The sequence below is a fragment of the Acidaminobacter sp. QWL-03 genome (assembly GCF_058683855.1).
The window spans coordinates 1,975,523-1,992,275 of record NZ_CM178752.1 but is presented as its reverse complement, the minus strand read 5'-3'; the positions used below and the strand labels follow the sequence as shown (position 1 = coordinate 1,992,275).

The window sequence follows — 16,753 nt, the reverse complement described above, 5'->3', positions numbered from 1 at the left end:
CAAAGCCACATTGTGGATTTTGGCCTGCATTTTTTATTGCCTAGAATACTATTTAAAATAGAAATTTAAGCAAAAATAATATGCAGGAGATAATAGAAATGGAAAAATATATAAATTGGAAACTTAAGTTTTATACTATATGGGCAGGGCAGGCGGTATCTTTAATCACTAGTGCCATCCTGCAAATGGCGATAATTTTCTACCTTACAGAAAAAACAGGATCTGCGATGGTCTTGTCTATGGCTTCACTAGTAGGGTTTTTACCCTATGCGGTCTTTGGACCAGCCATTGGTGTATTAGTGGATCGTCATGATAGGAAGAAGATAATGATTGGTGCTGATTTAATTATAGCAGCAGCTGGAGCAGTGCTCGCTATTGTTGCATTGTATACGGAGTTATCTGTATGGATGGTTATGGTAGTATTGTTTATCCGCAGCATTGGAACGGCTTTTCATTCTCCGGCTCTCAATGCGGTTACGCCGCTTTTAGTACCAGAAGAACAGCTTACGAAATGTGCAGGTTATAGTCAGTCTGTGCAGTCGATAAGCTATATTATTAGTCCGGCGGCTGCAGCATTGTTATACTCCGTTTGGAAATTAAATGCAATTATTGCTATCGATGTATTGGGCGCTGTGATTGCATCTATTACGGTAGCAATTGTAAGTATTCCTAAGCTGGGCGATCAAGTGCAAAGTTTGAAACCAAATTTCTTAAGAGAAATGAAAGAAGGAATTGTCGCATTGAGACAAAACAAAGGCTTATTTGCCTTATTACTCTTAGGAACGCTATATACGTTTGTGTATATGCCAATTAATGCACTATTTCCTTTAATTAGCATGGAATACTTTAATGGAACACCTGTGCATATTTCCATTACCGAAATCGCTTTTGCATCTGGAATGCTAGTAGGCGGTCTACTATTAGGAAGGTTGGGGAACTTTGAAAAGCGTGTATTACTAATAACAGGTTCATTCTTTATAATGGGAGCCAGTTTAGCCGTTTCAGGATTACTTCCTCCAAGTGGATTTGTTATATTTGTAGCTTGCTGTGCAGTAATGGGGCTTTCGGTGCCATTTTATAGCGGTGTGCAAACAGCTCTTTTTCAGGAGAAGATTAAGCCTGAATATTTAGGACGTGTATTTTCTTTGACCGGAAGTATTATGTCATTTGCTATGCCAATTGGATTAATTCTTTCTGGATTCTTTGCTGATAGAATTGGTGTAAATCATTGGTTTTTACTATCAGGTATTTTAATTATTGGCATTGCTATAGTGTGCCCCATGATAACAGAGGTTAGAAAATTAGATTTAAAATAAAATAATATTGGAGGGATATTTATGTATCTTATTTTCATGTAATTCTTCCTGCTAAAATCGCAGGGTTTTCCCTGCGTACAAGCAAATGAAAGCATGCGATTATAGACAGGAGGAAATAAGATGGAATTGATATTAAAAGTAAAAGACATTCGTGTGGAATTCACAGGGCGAGATGTTTTGGATATAGATGAATTAGAAGTATATGATTATGACCGTATTGGTTTAGTAGGAGCAAATGGTGCAGGGAAAAGCACTTTACTCAAGGTGCTTTTAGGGGAATTAACTCCAGAAGGATGTAAAATTAATCGTCTGGGTGAACTTTCCTATATCCCTCAGTTGGATGAAGTAAGTTTGCGGGAGGAAAAAGATTTTGCACTTGTAGGCAAGCTGGGTGTTGAGCAATTAGATATACAGACCATGAGCGGTGGTGAAGAAACAAGACTTAAAATAGCACAGGCTTTATCAGCACAAGTTCATGGTATTTTAGCAGATGAACCTACCAGTCATTTAGACCGTGAAGGAATTGATTTTCTAATTGGACAGCTAAAATATTTTACAGGTGCACTGTTAGTTATTAGCCATGACCGCTATTTTCTTGATGAAATAGTAGATAAAATATGGGAACTGAAAGATGGCAAAATCACTGAGTATTGGGGGAACTATTCTGATTATCTTCGTCAGAAAGAGGAAGAACGTAAGAGCCAAGCTGCAGAATACGAACAATTTATTGCGGAACGTGCCCGATTGGAAAAAGCCGCGGAGGAAAAGCGAAAACAGGCCTGTAAAATAGAACAGAAGGCAAAAGGTGCTTCAAAGAAAAAAGGTACTGAAGGCGGAGGGCGTTTAGCTCATCAAAAATCAATAGGAAGTAAGGAAAAAAAGATGCATAATGCCGCTAAATCCATAGAACATAGGATTGCGGCCTTAGGAAATGTAGAAGCTCCAGAAGACATTCGCAGGATTCGTTTCAGACAAAGTAAAGCATTGGAGCTCCACAATCCATATCCTATTGTCGGTACGGAAATTACTAAAATATTTGGGGATAAGGTACTGTTTGAAAATGCATCTTTTCAAATTCCGCTAGGATCAAAAGTGGCTCTAACTGGTGGTAATGGAACAGGAAAAACAACTTTAATCCAAATGATCTTAAACTATGAAGAGGGCATTTCTATTTCACCTAAGGCAAAAATAGGATACTTTGCACAAAATGGTTATAAGTACAACAGTAATCAGAAAGTCCTGGAGTTTATGCAGGAGGATTGTGATTACAATGTTTCAGAAATTCGCTCAGTGCTAGCATCAATGGGAATTAAACAAAACGATATAGGAAAAAGCTTAGCTGTTTTAAGTGGCGGTGAAATTATGAAATTATTGTTAGCTAAAATGCTTATGGGTAGATATAACATCCTACTAATGGATGAACCAAGCAACTTCCTTGACATACCAAGCTTAGAGGCTTTGGAAATACTAATGAAGGAGTATGCTGGGACTATAGTGTTTATCACCCATGACAAACGGCTACTCGATAATGTAGCTGATGTGGTTTATGAAATTAGTGATAAGAAAATAAATCTGAAACATTAAATTTAAGGTAGTCGCTGGTCAGTATAGTCTGTTCTGGCTAGCGGCTTCATTATAAAGCTAGTTTCTAATGTATTGAAATAAGATATGAATATCTGATTGGAGGGTTTAGAAATGTTTATACAGGTAGTTCCATACGACTCTTTTTGGGAAGCGGCGTATGAAAATGAAGCACAGAAAATAAGTAGTATTTTGAAGGACATATTGGTGGAGATTTACCATATTGGCAGTACAGCAGTTAAAGGGTTACATGCTAAACCAATCATAGATATAATGTCCGTAGTGACAAATATTAGTTTGGTTGATAAGCATAACGAAGAATTTGTAGCCATTGGATATGAGTGTATGGGTGAGTTTGGTATTAAAGGGCGGAGATATTTCCGTAAAGGCGGCGATAACAGGACACACCAAATTCATATTTTTGAGCAAAACAATCACAAAGATATTACTAGGCACATAGCAGTAAGGAACTTTCTGCGTACACATCCTGACATCGCTTTAGAGTATGGTGAATTAAAGATGAAACTGGCTAATCGGTTCCCGGAGAATATTGAAGGCTACTGCGCTGGTAAGGATGCATTTGTAAAGCAACTAGAAAAGGATGCTTTGCTGTGGTATCAAAATAATAAATCATACAAAACACAATAGAAATATATAAAAGTATGAAAGAGAGGTATATCCTATGATAGGACCAGATAAGAAAAAACTTTATCCAAATGAAAATATAAAGACGGTTTGTTTTATAAGCAATCTACCTAAAAGACCCAATGTGGAGATTGGGGAATATACCTATTATAGCGATAATAAAAAAACACCGGAGAAATTTTATGATAATATAGAGCACCATTACGAATTTCTAGGGGATAAACTTATAATAGGAAAGTTCTGTGCAATTGCAGAGGGTGTTAAGTTTATTATGAATGGTGCAAATCATAGAATGGATGGAATTACAACCTATCCCTTTAATATCTTTGGCCATGGATGGGAAAAGGTGACTCCTACAATTGAACAACTTCCTTTTAAGGGAGATACAGTGATTGGCAATGATGTATGGATAGGTCAAAATGTTACCATTATGCCGGGTACTAAAATTGGTGATGGTGCGATTATTGCCGCTAATTCAACAGTAGTGAAAAGTGTTGAGCCATATACAATATATGGTGGGAATCCAGCTAAGTTTATCAAAAAACGCTTTAGTGACGAAAAGATTGAATTCTTGCTAAAGCTACAATGGTGGAACTGGAGCGAAGAGGAAATATTTAATAATCTTGAAATGTTAACATCCAAAGCAGGGTTAGAGCAATTCATGAAAAATTCCTAGACTTGGGGCCTTTCTACCACGGCACAAAAGGGAACTTAAATCTAGGGGGTGCTGGAACCTCGATTTAGCTCTAATTATTGCGAGCTAAAGAAGGCAAGCTTCATCTTTAGCTTTGATTGGAACAATAGACATTATATTATTAGGAGAAATAGCTTTGAGATTTATCACTTATAGATTTAATTTGAACGGAGGGATTACATGGTAAGTAAAACTGATGCCATTGAGATAATAACATACGCTGAAGAAAATGGAATTAACCTATGGATTGATGGCGGTTGGGGAGTAGATGCACTATTAGAAGAAGAAACAAGAGCACACAATGATATTGATTTATTTGTGGAAGAAAGTAATAGTAAAAAGTTTATTGAAATAATAAAAGAAAAAGGCTTTGCGGAAGTTACAGAAGCATATACCACCACATCTCACACGGTTTGGAAGGATACTAAAGGTAGGGTAATTGATCTTCATATATTTAATTTCAACGAAAAAGGATACATTGTTTTTGAAGGAGAAGCATATCCACCAAAAGTGTTTAGTGGCATTGGGAAAATAGGCGATAAAATGGTTAGATGTATTGATGCTGAAAATCAAGTATTATTTCATCTGGGCTATGAGTATGATGAAAATGATATGCATGATGTAAAACTATTGTGCGAGAGATTTAATATTCCTGTTCCGAGTGAATACAAGTAACTGACAAATTCCAATTTGTCTATCAATAGTGCAATAAATTAGAATTTAGAGGAGGAATAGATATGGCACGTTCAATTAGAGATTCCCTTTCGGGATTTGGAAGTGAACTGTTGGAACGAATAAGAGAAGATAGCAATGCATGGCTAGATGAAGCTGCCTTTGAAGAAAGAGTCATTGGGATTGAAAAGGCAACTGCGGCTCTGAAGGAAGCCAAAGTTGAAGATGAGAAAATCATTTACCTTTTGCAAAAATATTGGGATTTACGCCTTAGCGAGGTAAAGGAATTTTTGCAGCAAGAAAGATACACTGAAGAAAAGTAAAGGATTCCTGTGGTAAACATCCCAAAGTTAAATTCAGTTTAACGATACTAATTACATGAAAGAGAATCGACTAAACTGTGCACAGAATGTCGGATGAGTAAACGCACCCTTTGATAATATTGATGATGAAAGGAGGTTGTTCAATGGATTCTTTAAGAAGTATGAATAATGCATTGACATATATTGAAGAGCACTTAACAGAGGAAATTGATTATATTGAAGTATCCAAAATCGCTTATTGTTCAGAGTATCATTTCAAGCGGATGTTTTCTTTTTTAGCAGGCATAAGTTTATCAGAATATATTCGGAGAAGAAGACTGACGTTGGCTGCACTTGATTTGAAAGATAGGGATTTGAGAATAATTGATGTAGCCGTCAAATATGGCTATAATTCGGCTGATTCATTTTCCCGTGCTTTTCATTCCCTGCATGGCATTCTCCCTTCTGAGGCAAGGAGTGAGAATACACAATTAAAAGCTTATCCTCGAATGACCTTTCAATTATCAATTAAAGGAGGATGCGAAATGAACTATCGTATTGTTGAGAAAGGACCTTTTAAGTTAGTAGGATTTAAGAAGAGAGTTCCAATTATGTTTGAAGGTGTCAATCCAGATATTGCAAAAATGACTGAACTTTTAACCCCTGAGGTTATTAAAGAATTAAAAGCACTTTCAAATGTAGAACCAACAGGGATTATTAGTGGATCTATTAATTTCTCGGAAGGAAGAATGGAAGAAAAGGGTGAGCTGGATCATTACATCGGGGTGGCAACATCAAGTGATGAGACAGCGGAATTTGATGTATTGAAAATAGATGCTTGTACCTGGGCAATATTTGAATCGATTGGACCATTTCCGGAAACACTTCAAAATGTGTGGGGTAGGATATACTCAGAGTGGTTTCCATCCTCAGGATACGAGGCGGTTGAAGGTCCTGAAATTTTATGGAATGAGAGTCCAGACACTGGAAATCCAAAGTATCGAAGCGAAATCTGGATTCCAGTAAAGAAAAAAGACTATTAATGACATCAATGTTTATGATTGAGGGCGCTCCTAGTAAGAGTGCCCTTTTCGTAAATGGTACGATTGGTGGATATGTTCCCGTCTACTGACAGTGCCAAAAACGTAGTGGATATGTTTCCGAGAACGGGCAACTTCAAATGACATTCATTCTGTCCTCTCGAGCCATGTAGAGACGTGCGTCCTTTTGTCGCGAGTTGTATCACAAAAATCATCAGGTTCTTTATAGACGGGAAAATTGAACTTTATAGACTTAAGAGGCTGTTCAGCCGTATTATTTGGAAAAATCTCTATTTCTTTGATGAGAGAAGAAATCAGAGATTTTTTCTCTTCATCGCTGATTTTATCGTATACTTTGTCGAAGTTCGACAGCAGGGTATAGATGTTTTCTAAAGTGATCGCCTCTTGCTCAACGGCTTTTCTACGCAGATTTACATCTTCAATTTGATCTTCAAGCTCGACTATGGTGTCATAGAGCCCATCAAGTCTGAGGGTCATGTCATGGAGTTTACGTTCCCTGAAACGCGTGTCCTCAGGCAGGGTGTCTATTTCATTTTCAAGCCGGGATTTATTCATTTCCACTTCCCTCAGCTTGGATTCATAGTTTTTCAGTTCTCTGTTTAAGGTAGAGATGTCTATCTCTTTTCCAATTCTCGATTTGACTTCTCCTGCAAAATCCTGATTCGTGATCATTTCGCGGATCGCTTCAATAACAAGAGGCTCAATGTCTGTCTTTCTGATCTGGGCGTTATAGTCACAGGTTTTCCCTCTTGCTGCCCGCCTTCTGCTGCAAATATAATAATAAATTTCTTTCGAGGTCCCATCTTTATTGGTCCAGGCGCGTTTGCTGGTATACATTGGGCCGCCGCAATTCGGACACTTCAAAATGCCACTTAGCAAGTGGATTCTGTCCCTACCTATTTTAGACTGGGACTTAACACCTGTCAGTTCTCTCTTCTCATGTGCTGCATTCCATAGCGCTTCGCTGACAATGGCCTCATGTTGACCTTCTGCCAGGATGTAATTTTCCTGTGGGATCTGCTTGTAGGTGTTCTTGCTTCCTTTTACCTTTTCGCGGACACGTCTGCCATAAGAGATTTTGCCGCAATAGACTGGGTTATCAATAATCGCTTTGACAAAATGCGTACTCCACAGGGAGAGCGTACCGTTGTTTCGCTGTATTTTCTGAATCCCTTGCAAGTTTAGATATCTGGCAATTTTGGTAAAGCCCATCTTCTCATTTAGAAACTTATCAAAGATCATGCGGACAGCTTCAGCTTCATCCTCTTTGATAAAAAGCTGCTTATCTTTGAGAAAGTAGCCATAAGGGGCAAAACCGCCGTTCCAGCCGCCTTGACGCGCTTTTTCTTTTCGACCGTTCATGGTCTGCTCAATGATATTTTCGCGTTCAATTTCAGCAACGGCAGAGAGTACAGAAATCAAAAGTTTTCCACTTGCTTGTGAGGAATCTATACCTTCCTCGATGCAGATCAAATTGACGCCAAAAGCTTGAACGTGCTCCAACGAAGTTAAAATATCTGCGGCATTTCTGCCAAAGCGAGACAGCTTGTACACCAGGATATATTCAATCTCTAAACCGTTTTCAATATCAGCCAGCATTTGCTTAAAGGCAGGTCTGCCGTCAATGGATTTGCCGGATTTTCCGGCATCTTCATAAATATTGACGATCTCCATTTCTTCTCTATCTGCAAAACGCCTTAAGCTGTTCTTCTGTCCATCCAGGCTGTAGCCATCCACTTGCATTTCAGTACTAACCCGGGGATAAAGCACACATTTTTTCCCACTCCTATTCATGGTCAAACCTCCAATAAATATTGGAAAACATCAATGACATGAATACAGTCATTTACTCAGCACGGTTTAGTTCATTCAACACTTCGGCGCCATGCTTTTCGATAATTTTCGAGAGCACGTTGATGAAATCCTGATAGGATTTTGTTTTCGATGGCGCGTTTGTGCTGTGAGGCTGAGCCGCTTCGACTGTATTTTGGGATAAACTCTTGATATTTTCCATGTACAATCACCTCCGAGTGAGGTGCTTATAATGATTATAAGCACGCTTTTTTGGTGTGTGAAGTTTGTCGATGTGTCAAATTGGGCAAACCAGCGGTTGGATAATGTAGAAACACAGTTTAATCTCAGGATCAGATCCTGAAGATACCAGGCCGTCGAAAAACAGAGTTTTCGGCGGTCTGCTCCTCCTTGAGCAGCAGATGGAATTCATCGATGTAGTAACGGGTGCTTCGGCCTTCAGCCCGGTTGGCGGTCACGCGGCCCCAGACCTGGTCTTGTACGATGAGCATGCCCAGCTTCTTCAGCTGCTTGCCCAGTTCCTTGATGTCAAAGCAGACCAGGCGGTTCTGGATATTCACATTAGTCCTGTGGTTGAAGACGTTGTGTGAGCCGCTGACGTAAATCTCCAATGCCGTCGCAATCAGCCGGGCTTCCTTTTCCGGTTGCTCCAGAAGGATTCGGTGCAGGTCACCCAGAATGGGGACATTCTCCGGCCTTGGCTCATTGAGATAGGCCTGATACACTATGCGCACGCAGCGGTCGATGACCGTCTTTTCAATAGGCTGGAGGCCTTCTCTGCCACCAACGATGAGCTCACACAGGGACAGGATAAAGTCGGATTTCAGGGACAGCGGACTTTCGTCCTCAGAGTAGTTCAGATTGATGTCCATGGGATTGATGTAATGTCCGCTGGTGGGTGAGATCTTGATGACCTGACCATTTAAGCGCTCCACCAGGGGGTAATACTCGCCCTCAGGATCACAGATGGTGATGTCATCCTTGGTGATGAGAAAGGCATTGGCAATCTCGCGCTTGGCTGAGAAAGACTTACCGCTGCCCGGTGTGCCCAGGATCAGGCCGTTGGGATTCTTCAGTGCCTTGCGGTCCACCATGATCAGGTTATTGGACAGTGCATTGAGCCCGTAATAGAGAGGCTCACCTTCGCGCTGGAACAGTTCCTGGGTGGTGAAAGGCACGAAGATGGCGGTGCTGGAGGTGGTCAGGCCCCGCTGGATCTCGATCTGATTGTGGCCAAGGGGTAAGGATGAGTTGAGACCGGATTCCTGCTGAAAGTCCAGCCGGACCAGCTGACAGTTGTATTTCTGGGCAATGCCCTGAGCCTGAAAGATGTTGTTGTCCAGCGTCTGTTTGCCGTCTGCAGTATTCATGATCAGAAAGGTCACAAGGAACATGCGCTCATTGTGGCTCTGCAGATCCTGCAGCAGCTTTTTGGCTTCACCGCCGTAGGTGGCAAGGTCTGACGGGATAATGTCCATGTCGTAGCCGGACCGGACGGCCTTCTTCTGTTCTTCGATCTTCATCCGGTCCAGATCGGTGATCTTGCGTTTGATGGTCTTGATGGCCGAGGTCTGATCAATGGACTGGATATGGAGCGTCACCACCAGGCTGTTGTCCATGGACAGAAAATCCGCCAGCATCCGGTCATTGAGCTCCGGAGCCAGGATCTGCAGGAAGGATACGGCGCTGTGCTTCCTGCCCATGCGGAAGGTTCGGGTTTCTGAGAAATCAAACGATGAAGGCGCAATATAATCCTTCGTGGACAGGCCAGATAACGGCAGCCAGTCCCAGTCAAAGAGAAAGCGCTCCTGTCCATCCAGATGGTAGATGCTGTGAAGCAGCATCAGGCGGTCTTTGCCGCTCAAAGATTCGGCGGCGACGCCAAGACGCTTGAAGCTGTTCAGGAGATCATTCTCGATGCGCTCCAGTCTGGGCTTGGCCGTGCGAAGATTCTCCGCTTCAATGCCAAAGGTGATGAACTTGGTCTTGGACAGGCCATTGTTGCCCTTGGCCAGCTGACCCCTGAGCATATTGGCGTACTCTTCACGGATGTCGTCGAAATCATCATTTTGATCCGGGATCAGGATGGATTGCTCAAACGCCTCGATGCTGGCGCTCAGATTCAGGAAGGAAAACTGAAAGTGGATAGCGCTGTCAAAGTAGTTGAGGAAATCACACCAGCCGTCAAAGATGGCTGTTTTGTCGTCGTTCTGAGCCAGCTGGTAGTTGATATCCTGAAACTGGATAGTCTTTGTGTACAAGGCATCTACTACCTGACAGATGCCGTCTGGATGCATGCGTAGGTAAGGGATCGTCTGCTGGGCGGTTGCTGGAACCTTGCTGTCACGCTTGGCTCTGGCGATGGCGCTTTCAATGCGATTTCTTTCCTCGCGGCTGAGTTTTCGTTGTATGGTTTTCTTCGTGGACAATCGCTTTTACCTCCTTATCCAGTTTGGTTTGCCGTTCTACGGCGGCATAGAAGTTATTGGTCTTATAAAGCCGTTTCTTAGGCCGGATAAATTTGGTCTGAATGACTTGCTGGAGGATCTTTTCCAGGGGCTGACCATTTCGTTCATACATGGCCAGTAGGAAAAAGGGCAGCATGGACAGCACCATGAGCAGTGCTGCCGTGCTGACGCTCATATGGGGCTTGGCAAGAAAAAACAGCGGGACTCCTAAAAGCGCACCGCTGCCAAAACTGATCAGTTGACGCTTGGTGAGATTAAGCATCACCTTGGTCTTGATCTTGGTCAGATCCTTCGGTACAGGGACATAGGCCACAGGCTTTCCTCCTTTTGCTTAATGGGCGTTGAAGATGGATTTGGTGAGAATATACTTCTGTCGAGTGATTTGAATTCGATAAAAATGGCTCACGATGGGCAATGCGCTGATGATATAATTGATTTGATATCAATGAATTTTTCCAGGATTTTTATCCTGATATTTAAAAATATAGTTGGGAGGTGTACTGTTGAGAAAAAAGACTGCTTTTGTAGTTGGTTTAGCGATCTTGGTTTTAATTTCAGCTATTTATATTTCTCGAGAGCGTCGGGTCATCGGTGAAATTACTGGCGCAGAGTGGGATGTCCTCACAATCGGAGAAACAGAATATCGGCAGATCAATGGCCTTGACTTTACAATTGCTGATAAGGGTAAGTATTTAGGCAAGGCAAAGTTCTATGGATCAACAGTTCGTCTCTATTCTGTAAAGGGCGATACAGAGGACAAGTACATCTATGCCTTTTGGGACTGGGAAGGTTTTTTCTACGTTCTCAATGAGTAAATCCCACAAGATTTTGTCCAAGCGTCCAAACGAAACTACACAAGCATTGCGGCCAAAGTACATTGGCCGTTTTTTCATGTGCGTATTTTCAGTTGGAATTATCAGCATTCGTCTTTTCGCTTAATGGGCATTGAAGATGGATTTGGCAAGACTTCCGGTTTTGAACAGGGTGAAACAGAGCAGAACGGTATAGCCCAGGGTGGTCCATACTGCCTTGATGATGTCGGTTTCCGTGGCAATGTTCTGCACCAGAACAGCATAGATGCCGACGCAGACCATGATGAGAAAAGCCTGGAAGGCCAGGGCCAGGAGGGAACGAAGATAGTTCTGCCCCATACCGCCCCATTCCCGGTTGACCATGGTGGCCATGGGGATTGGCCCCACAGACGTGACCAGATAGATCTCGATCATACGGCCATAGATGACCAGGAATATACAGATACTCAGGGCTTGCATGGTAAAGCCAATGAACAGGCTTTGAAACCAGAGGCCAAAGAGCGGCCCCAGTTCCATGGCGGTCAGCCGCGTCTGAAGGTCTGCTACTGTGGTGGCCAGATCCACCGAGGCGTCCGCTGAGATGACGCCGGAAGCGCTGTTGACCACAGCCTGCCCCATGTCGAAGATGCCCATGACGATATCAAAGGTATGGGTGACCAGCAGCACAGCTACAAAGGTTTTAAAGATCCATTTGAAAAAGATCCAGGTATCGATGTCATGGAGATTATTCCGGTCGATGACCATTTGGATGAGCTCATAGGTCATCACAAAGGCAAGGATCACACCCGCGATGGGGATGATGACACTTTCGGAGAGGCTGCGAATCATGGAAAAGACGCCGGCATTCCATGCCGCCGGCGTCAGTCCCACTTCACCTGCGATTTCGCCAACCTGCTGGTTGACGTTATCAAACATCCCCGACAAATTTGTGATGATGCCTTCTACAAGCATCGTCTTCAGCCATTCGGTGATTTTGTCGAGTATGCTATCCATCGCTTTCTACCCGATTAACCGAACAGACCGGAAAGCAGCGGCACCAGCACGATGCCGATGAGGGCGACACCGCCGCCTGCCATGAGCTGCTTCATGCCCTGGGACTTGGCACCGGGGTTGTCGTTACCGTAGCCTTCGAGAAGGTTGATGACGCCCCAGATGGCAAGGCCCGCACCGAGAGCGACGACGAGAGTTTGAAGTACATCTACTGCGCTGTTAAAGAATTCCATTGAATGACCTCCATTATTTTAAATTTTGAGATGAAAAAGCCGCTCATTCGGCGGCTTCGGGTTCGGTGGACAGATCCATGTGGTAGACCTCATAGATGTCATCCAGCTTGGGCTTGAGACGGGTGGACAGGTACTTCTCAATGTTGAAGGCGTTTCGCGGGTCCGCATCGGAAAGGTACTTGTAGTTGGGGTGTTTGGTGATGTCGTACTTGCTTGAGAGAAAAGGCCGTACCCCGCGCAGCTGCAAAATGCATTTTCCGCCATCCAGAACGGCCAGTTCGTCGATGCTCATCAGCTCCTTTCCGAGTTTCTGGTAGTTTAGACTGTGGGAAACCTCACGGCCTCGGCTCTCCCCGGTATTGAAGGTGTCGATGGTCTCCTTCCCAAGAGTTTCTGAAAGCTCCTTTAATGTGGTGCGCTCCTTTCCGCCCAGAAAGATCGTGCTGTCCATATTGCCGATGATGGTGTCGCAGTGATCCTTGTAGAGAGCCTTCAGCTGGGATTGAGCCTGCAGCACCAGACAGGCCGAGATCTCCCGGCTTCGGATGGTGGCTACGAGCTTCTCCAGCTTGGGAATTTGACCGATATTCGCTGCCTCATCAATGAGACAGCGCACATGCACAGGCAGACGTCCGCCATAGACGTCATCTGCCTTGTCGCACAGCAGATTGAAGAGCTGCGTGTAGGCCATGGAAACCAGGAAGTTGAAGGTGTCGTCGGTATCGCTGATGATAATGAACAGCGCCGTTTTCCGGTCACCCAGGGCATCCAGTTCCATTTCGTCGTAGGCCGTCAGGTCACTGAGCTCCTTGATATCAAAGGGCGCCAGACGGGCCCCACAGCTGATGAGGATGGATTTGGCGGTCTTGCCGGCAGCCAGCTTGTATTTCTTGTACTGCCGGACTGCAAAATGCTCCGAGTCTCGTTCCTCCAGAGCGGCGAACATGAGATCCACCGGGTTCTGGAAGTCCTCGTCGTCCTCGCGGACCTCTGAGGCATTGATGAGCTCGATGAGGGTCGTAAAGTTCCGCTCGCTTTCCGGCGCTTCATAGTGGATGTAGCCCATGAGGGCGGTATAGAGCAGGGTTTCCGCCTTGACCCAGAAATCATCCCCGGCTTTGCCTTCACCCTTGGTATTGGCAATGAGGGCCGTCACCAGCTTGAGGATATCCTTTTCGCTTTTGATGTAGGCAAAGGGATTATAGTGCATGGATTTACTGAAGTTGATGGTGTTGAGGATCTTGATCTTGTAGCCTTCCCGCAGGAGAAGCTGTCCGCATTCCACCACGACGCTGCCCTTGGGATCGGTGATCACATAGCTGGAATGGCACTGCATGAGGTTCGGCTTAAGCCAGAACCGCGTCTTACCAGATCCGGAACCGCCCACCACCAGGACATTTTTGTTGCGTGCCAGTCGTGGGTCCTTGGGCCTGTTGTTCATAGTCAGCCGCTCCGTCTCCGTGAGGATGACGTTGTTGCGAAAGTTGGGATCGATAAAGGGCTTGATGTCCTCAGGTCTGCCCCAGCGGGCTGAGCCGTATTCAATGTTTTTACGGTGCTTCTTGGCATTTCGGCCTTTCACATAGACGGTGAGCTTGATGCCAACAGCAATGGCAGCACCGAGAATCAAATCTTCCAGTCGGAGACTTGGCCAAGGGGATTGAAATGCCAGAGTAAAACCATCCATCAGGTGCAATATCTTCTGAGAAAGATCTACTTCGTAAGAAAAGCGCCAGGCTTCACCAATCTTGGTAGCTCCTAGCGCTATGAGAACACAGGGAATATTCAAAAGGAGCAGTCGCTTGATTTTTCCTGTCATCGCGTCAACTCCTTGTCTTTGTTTTTCACCCGATCCGTGACCTTGGCCTGAACCAGAGCCTTGAACTTGGCAAGCTGCTCCAGGATGGAAGACTGCTTGTCCTTCTTAAGGACCTTGGCGGTGTATTCCGTGAAGGCGGCGGTGAGGGCATCGGCGTCTCGAGCTTTGAAAAAGACCAGGTATTTGGGCTTCTCACCGGTGGTATCTTTCCTCAGGGCATAGTCCACGCCATACTTTCTGGCGACCTGTTCGAAGGATTTGATGTTCTTATCCGTGATCTCAATGTTGGAGACCCCGGCATTCTGACCGATGAGCTGCTTCACTGTTTGCTTGCCGTGAGGAATCTTCGGCGGGCTGTCCCGACTCTTTTTCATTTCAGCCAAAAGCTTTATGAGGGCAGCCTTCAAAACACGTCCGGTCATTCGGGTGGTACTGATGGCCAGGGCGACGGTCCTGTTTTCGACTTCTTCCTGCATGAAAAATTCCTCCTTTCATGGTTAGGTGAGTTCGATTTACAAAAATACGTATCTTGCACATGAAATAACGCATAGTCCGCTGAATAGTTTAACGTTTTTCTATAGTTAATATTATCCATTTTTAACCGCGGATAAAAATATCCTCTGGTATTCCAAGATACCTCATGACGGCTTTGACATTTGGGCGCAGCGGCTCGTTGAAACCACGATGAAGGGTTCCATTGACTCGTATCGCTGATGTTTTAACAGAAAAAAAGATACGGAAAATAGCCATCAAGGAAGGCCTTGTAAGCTTCTTATCTCCAGGTCCCATAATGGTTGCTGATTCTTTCTTCATTTCTCTTCGAACAACATGTTCAGCAATACTCAGTACAAGCATCAGGATCAGCATCAAGTACCCAAGGGCTTCAACGCGTCTTGGGGAGTCCACGTAAAGTGCATTGACAAACTGTGGCGACTTCAAGAATTGAAACTTTCGTTCGACGCCGCCCTGCGTCTTGTATTCTCGAAGAATCGCTTCTCCTGACAGGCTTTGGTCTGTAGAAACCACCACAAAGATACATTCCTTGTTGATGCACCGCTGGATCTTCTGTTTATCCTCTCGAATCGAAACAATGACGGAGAAGATGCTTCGCGTTGGATTTGCATCAGGATTCTTGCTGGGCCGCCCAGGACGCTTGATGATTTCCTCCGTGATTTCAAGACCAATGTCATGATACTTGATTTTACTGATCTCAGACTTCATCAACGTCTCAATCTCAATCTGTGCATCTTCCCGGCAGGCAAAAGTTCGTTTACCTAAACGTTTCACCAATGTTTCCAAGGATTCGCGCTCTTTAGTAATACGCTTTTCGACAGTTTTACGCTTTGAAGCCTCAAGCTTTTCGGAATAGCACACAGCCATCTTCATCGGAACATCATGATAGACGCATGACTCCGACATTATGCGGTAGATGGAAGGCTCTGTGGCGGTTTCATACTTGTAAACTGGCAAAGTGTCCAACTGATCCAGCGCTTTTTCAACCGCACGCCTGCACTCAAGGACATTGTCAGGCATACGTGTGATGATCTCAATCTGAAGACGTTTGGCCTTTTCAAGGAATTCACGCGTAAAAGCTGCGCTGTCCGCGATGTAGAAAAATGGTGTCCCGTCACTTTCGAACTGATCTCTCAAATGTGCAGCACGTTCAAGGTTGTCTACGTTGTAGGTTTTGTCGCTGAGATTGCCTGAAAAAACCTGGCCATCAATGCAAATCCCTTGAGTGACGCCCATTCCATACATGATTTGTTTTTTGTCAGGACGATGTTGTTTTGAATAACCGAAGGTAATGTCAACCGCTCCAACTGTTCCTTCTTCAGTTTCATACTGGCCCCACATCACCTTAGACGTGGTATCAAAGTTGACGCTGCCCAGCCGTATGCCATAATGTTTAAATGCTTGAACTGCAATGGCTGAGAGGAGATTTGCACCGCCTGCTTGCTGCATCAGGTCCAAGAATCCGCCGAATCGGTCATCGTTGAGTTTGTTGCGATCTATAGAGCAATTAAAAAGGGAATCCAGATCAATTCTTTCAAAGTAGTCGCGAATCCGATACAGTGGGTGATGCTCATCAGCCATCGTCACCAGCATCATCTGAGCGAGGTGTCCGTATTGAATGTCAGTAGGCCTTCCGTTATGCGAGGTCAAGTGTTCATCGAAAATCTTGCCTAATCCGATCTGCTCACAAATCCCAATAATTAAACCGGCTTTGCCGCTGTAGTAAGGAATAATTTGTTCAAATGAAAGACTCATGGATTCACCTCGAAATATTTGATATAGCTATATTTCGACACAAATCACAAAATTCCTTTTTGAATAATTTGGAAATTATA

Annotated in this window: 16 protein-coding genes and 1 pseudogene; 8 read left to right on the top strand and 9 right to left on the bottom strand. The window is 44.1% G+C overall.

Annotation, left to right across the window (positions count from 1 at the left end; all coding sequences use genetic code 11):
• Positions 1-98 precede the first annotated feature (98 nt).
• The 7 genes from mef(A) to AC4PHM_RS09200 all read left to right on the top strand — a co-directional run bounded on the left by mef(A) (position 99) and on the right by AC4PHM_RS09200 (position 6,253).
• The gene (gene mef(A), locus AC4PHM_RS09230; protein WP_144742848.1) at positions 99-1,316 is read left to right on the top strand and encodes a macrolide efflux MFS transporter Mef(A); all 1,218 of its coding nucleotides are present in this window, start codon (positions 99-101) and stop codon (positions 1,314-1,316) included.
• Between the two features lie 120 nt (positions 1,317-1,436).
• Positions 1,437-2,900 carry an ABC-F type ribosomal protection protein Msr(D) gene (msr(D), locus tag AC4PHM_RS09225; RefSeq protein WP_492017524.1) on the top strand — a complete coding sequence of 488 codons (1,464 nt, stop codon included), beginning with the start codon at positions 1,437-1,439 and terminating at the stop codon, positions 2,898-2,900.
• 111 nt (positions 2,901-3,011) lie between these two features.
• On the top strand, positions 3,012-3,545 hold the full coding sequence (locus AC4PHM_RS09220; protein ID WP_492017523.1) for a GrpB family protein: 534 nt from the start codon (positions 3,012-3,014) through the stop codon (positions 3,543-3,545).
• Between the two features lie 34 nt (positions 3,546-3,579).
• Positions 3,580-4,218, top strand: a complete 639-nt coding sequence (locus AC4PHM_RS09215; protein ID WP_492017522.1) for a Vat family streptogramin A O-acetyltransferase — start codon at positions 3,580-3,582, stop codon at positions 4,216-4,218.
• A gap of 198 nt (positions 4,219-4,416) precedes the next feature.
• Positions 4,417-4,911: a nucleotidyltransferase domain-containing protein gene (locus tag AC4PHM_RS09210; protein WP_492017521.1), complete on the top strand. Its 495-nt coding sequence runs from the start codon at positions 4,417-4,419 to the stop codon at positions 4,909-4,911.
• Positions 4,912-4,973: 62 nt separating this feature from the next.
• Positions 4,974-5,231, top strand: a complete 258-nt coding sequence (locus AC4PHM_RS09205; RefSeq protein ID WP_492017520.1) for a hypothetical protein — start codon at positions 4,974-4,976, stop codon at positions 5,229-5,231.
• A gap of 143 nt (positions 5,232-5,374) precedes the next feature.
• Positions 5,375-6,253 (top strand): AraC family transcriptional regulator, encoded by an 879-nt coding sequence (locus AC4PHM_RS09200; protein WP_492017519.1) that lies wholly within the window; start codon positions 5,375-5,377, stop codon positions 6,251-6,253.
• A 144-nt stretch (positions 6,254-6,397) separates the two neighbouring features.
• Here AC4PHM_RS09200 and AC4PHM_RS09195 read toward each other — a convergent pair whose 3' ends face one another.
• The 4 genes from AC4PHM_RS09195 to AC4PHM_RS09180 form a co-directional block, all read right to left on the bottom strand.
• Positions 6,398-8,065, bottom strand: a complete 1,668-nt coding sequence (locus AC4PHM_RS09195; RefSeq protein WP_492017518.1) for a recombinase family protein — start codon at positions 8,063-8,065, stop codon at positions 6,398-6,400.
• A gap of 52 nt (positions 8,066-8,117) precedes the next feature.
• The gene (locus AC4PHM_RS09190) at positions 8,118-8,285 is read right to left on the bottom strand and encodes a hypothetical protein (RefSeq protein ID WP_492017517.1); all 168 of its coding nucleotides are present in this window, start codon (positions 8,283-8,285) and stop codon (positions 8,118-8,120) included.
• A gap of 130 nt (positions 8,286-8,415) precedes the next feature.
• Entirely contained in the window at positions 8,416-10,512 is a 2,097-nt protein-coding gene (locus AC4PHM_RS09185) for a VirB4-like conjugal transfer ATPase, CD1110 family (protein WP_492017516.1), read from the bottom strand.
• A complete protein-coding gene (locus AC4PHM_RS09180; protein ID WP_492017515.1) occupies positions 10,454-10,864 on the bottom strand; it encodes a PrgI family protein in 411 nt (136 codons plus the stop codon). Before AC4PHM_RS09180 ends, AC4PHM_RS09185 begins: the two co-directional genes overlap by 59 nt.
• A gap of 190 nt (positions 10,865-11,054) precedes the next feature.
• Between AC4PHM_RS09180 and AC4PHM_RS09175 the strand changes: the two genes are divergently transcribed.
• Positions 11,055-11,366 (top strand): hypothetical protein, encoded by a 312-nt coding sequence (locus AC4PHM_RS09175; RefSeq protein ID WP_492017514.1) that lies wholly within the window; start codon positions 11,055-11,057, stop codon positions 11,364-11,366.
• A gap of 120 nt (positions 11,367-11,486) precedes the next feature.
• Here AC4PHM_RS09175 and AC4PHM_RS09170 read toward each other — a convergent pair whose 3' ends face one another.
• From AC4PHM_RS09170 to AC4PHM_RS09150, 5 genes and pseudogenes are all read right to left on the bottom strand, one after another.
• Positions 11,487-12,356, bottom strand: a complete 870-nt coding sequence (locus AC4PHM_RS09170) for a VirB6/TrbL-like conjugal transfer protein, CD1112 family (RefSeq protein ID WP_492017513.1) — start codon at positions 12,354-12,356, stop codon at positions 11,487-11,489.
• Between the two features lie 14 nt (positions 12,357-12,370).
• Positions 12,371-12,586, bottom strand: coding sequence for a Maff2 family mobile element protein (locus AC4PHM_RS09165; protein ID WP_084234496.1), 216 nt, complete (start codon positions 12,584-12,586; stop codon positions 12,371-12,373).
• A gap of 43 nt (positions 12,587-12,629) precedes the next feature.
• Positions 12,630-14,237, bottom strand: a pseudogene (locus AC4PHM_RS09160) (VirD4-like conjugal transfer protein, CD1115 family); the annotation flags it as partial.
• 164 nt (positions 14,238-14,401) lie between these two features.
• Entirely contained in the window at positions 14,402-14,881 is a 480-nt protein-coding gene (locus AC4PHM_RS09155; protein WP_492017512.1) for a PcfB family protein, read from the bottom strand.
• 121 nt (positions 14,882-15,002) lie between these two features.
• Entirely contained in the window at positions 15,003-16,673 is a 1,671-nt protein-coding gene (locus tag AC4PHM_RS09150; RefSeq protein WP_492017511.1) for an IS1634 family transposase, read from the bottom strand.
• Positions 16,674-16,753: the final 80 nt, after the last annotated feature.

Bases quoted from the DNA above. Each gene is read 5' to 3' on its own strand.
- AC4PHM_RS09220 (WP_492017523.1), top strand. From the start codon at position 3,012: ATGTTTATACAGGTAGTTCCATACGACTCTTTTTGGGAAGCGGCGTAT.
- AC4PHM_RS09215 (WP_492017522.1), top strand. From the start codon at position 3,580: ATGATAGGACCAGATAAGAAAAAACTTTATCCAAATGAAAATATAAAG.
- AC4PHM_RS09210 (WP_492017521.1), top strand. From the start codon at position 4,417: ATGGTAAGTAAAACTGATGCCATTGAGATAATAACATACGCTGAAGAA.
- AC4PHM_RS09205 (WP_492017520.1), top strand. From the start codon at position 4,974: ATGGCACGTTCAATTAGAGATTCCCTTTCGGGATTTGGAAGTGAACTG.
- AC4PHM_RS09200 (WP_492017519.1), top strand. From the start codon at position 5,375: ATGGATTCTTTAAGAAGTATGAATAATGCATTGACATATATTGAAGAG.
- AC4PHM_RS09195 (WP_492017518.1), bottom strand. From the start codon at position 8,065: ATGAATAGGAGTGGGAAAAAATGTGTGCTTTATCCCCGGGTTAGTACT.
- AC4PHM_RS09190 (WP_492017517.1), bottom strand. From the start codon at position 8,285: ATGGAAAATATCAAGAGTTTATCCCAAAATACAGTCGAAGCGGCTCAG.
- AC4PHM_RS09170 (WP_492017513.1), bottom strand. From the start codon at position 12,356: ATGGATAGCATACTCGACAAAATCACCGAATGGCTGAAGACGATGCTT.
- AC4PHM_RS09165 (WP_084234496.1), bottom strand. From the start codon at position 12,586: ATGGAATTCTTTAACAGCGCAGTAGATGTACTTCAAACTCTCGTCGTC.
- AC4PHM_RS09155 (WP_492017512.1), bottom strand. From the start codon at position 14,881: ATGCAGGAAGAAGTCGAAAACAGGACCGTCGCCCTGGCCATCAGTACC.
- AC4PHM_RS09150 (WP_492017511.1), bottom strand. From the start codon at position 16,673: ATGAGTCTTTCATTTGAACAAATTATTCCTTACTACAGCGGCAAAGCC.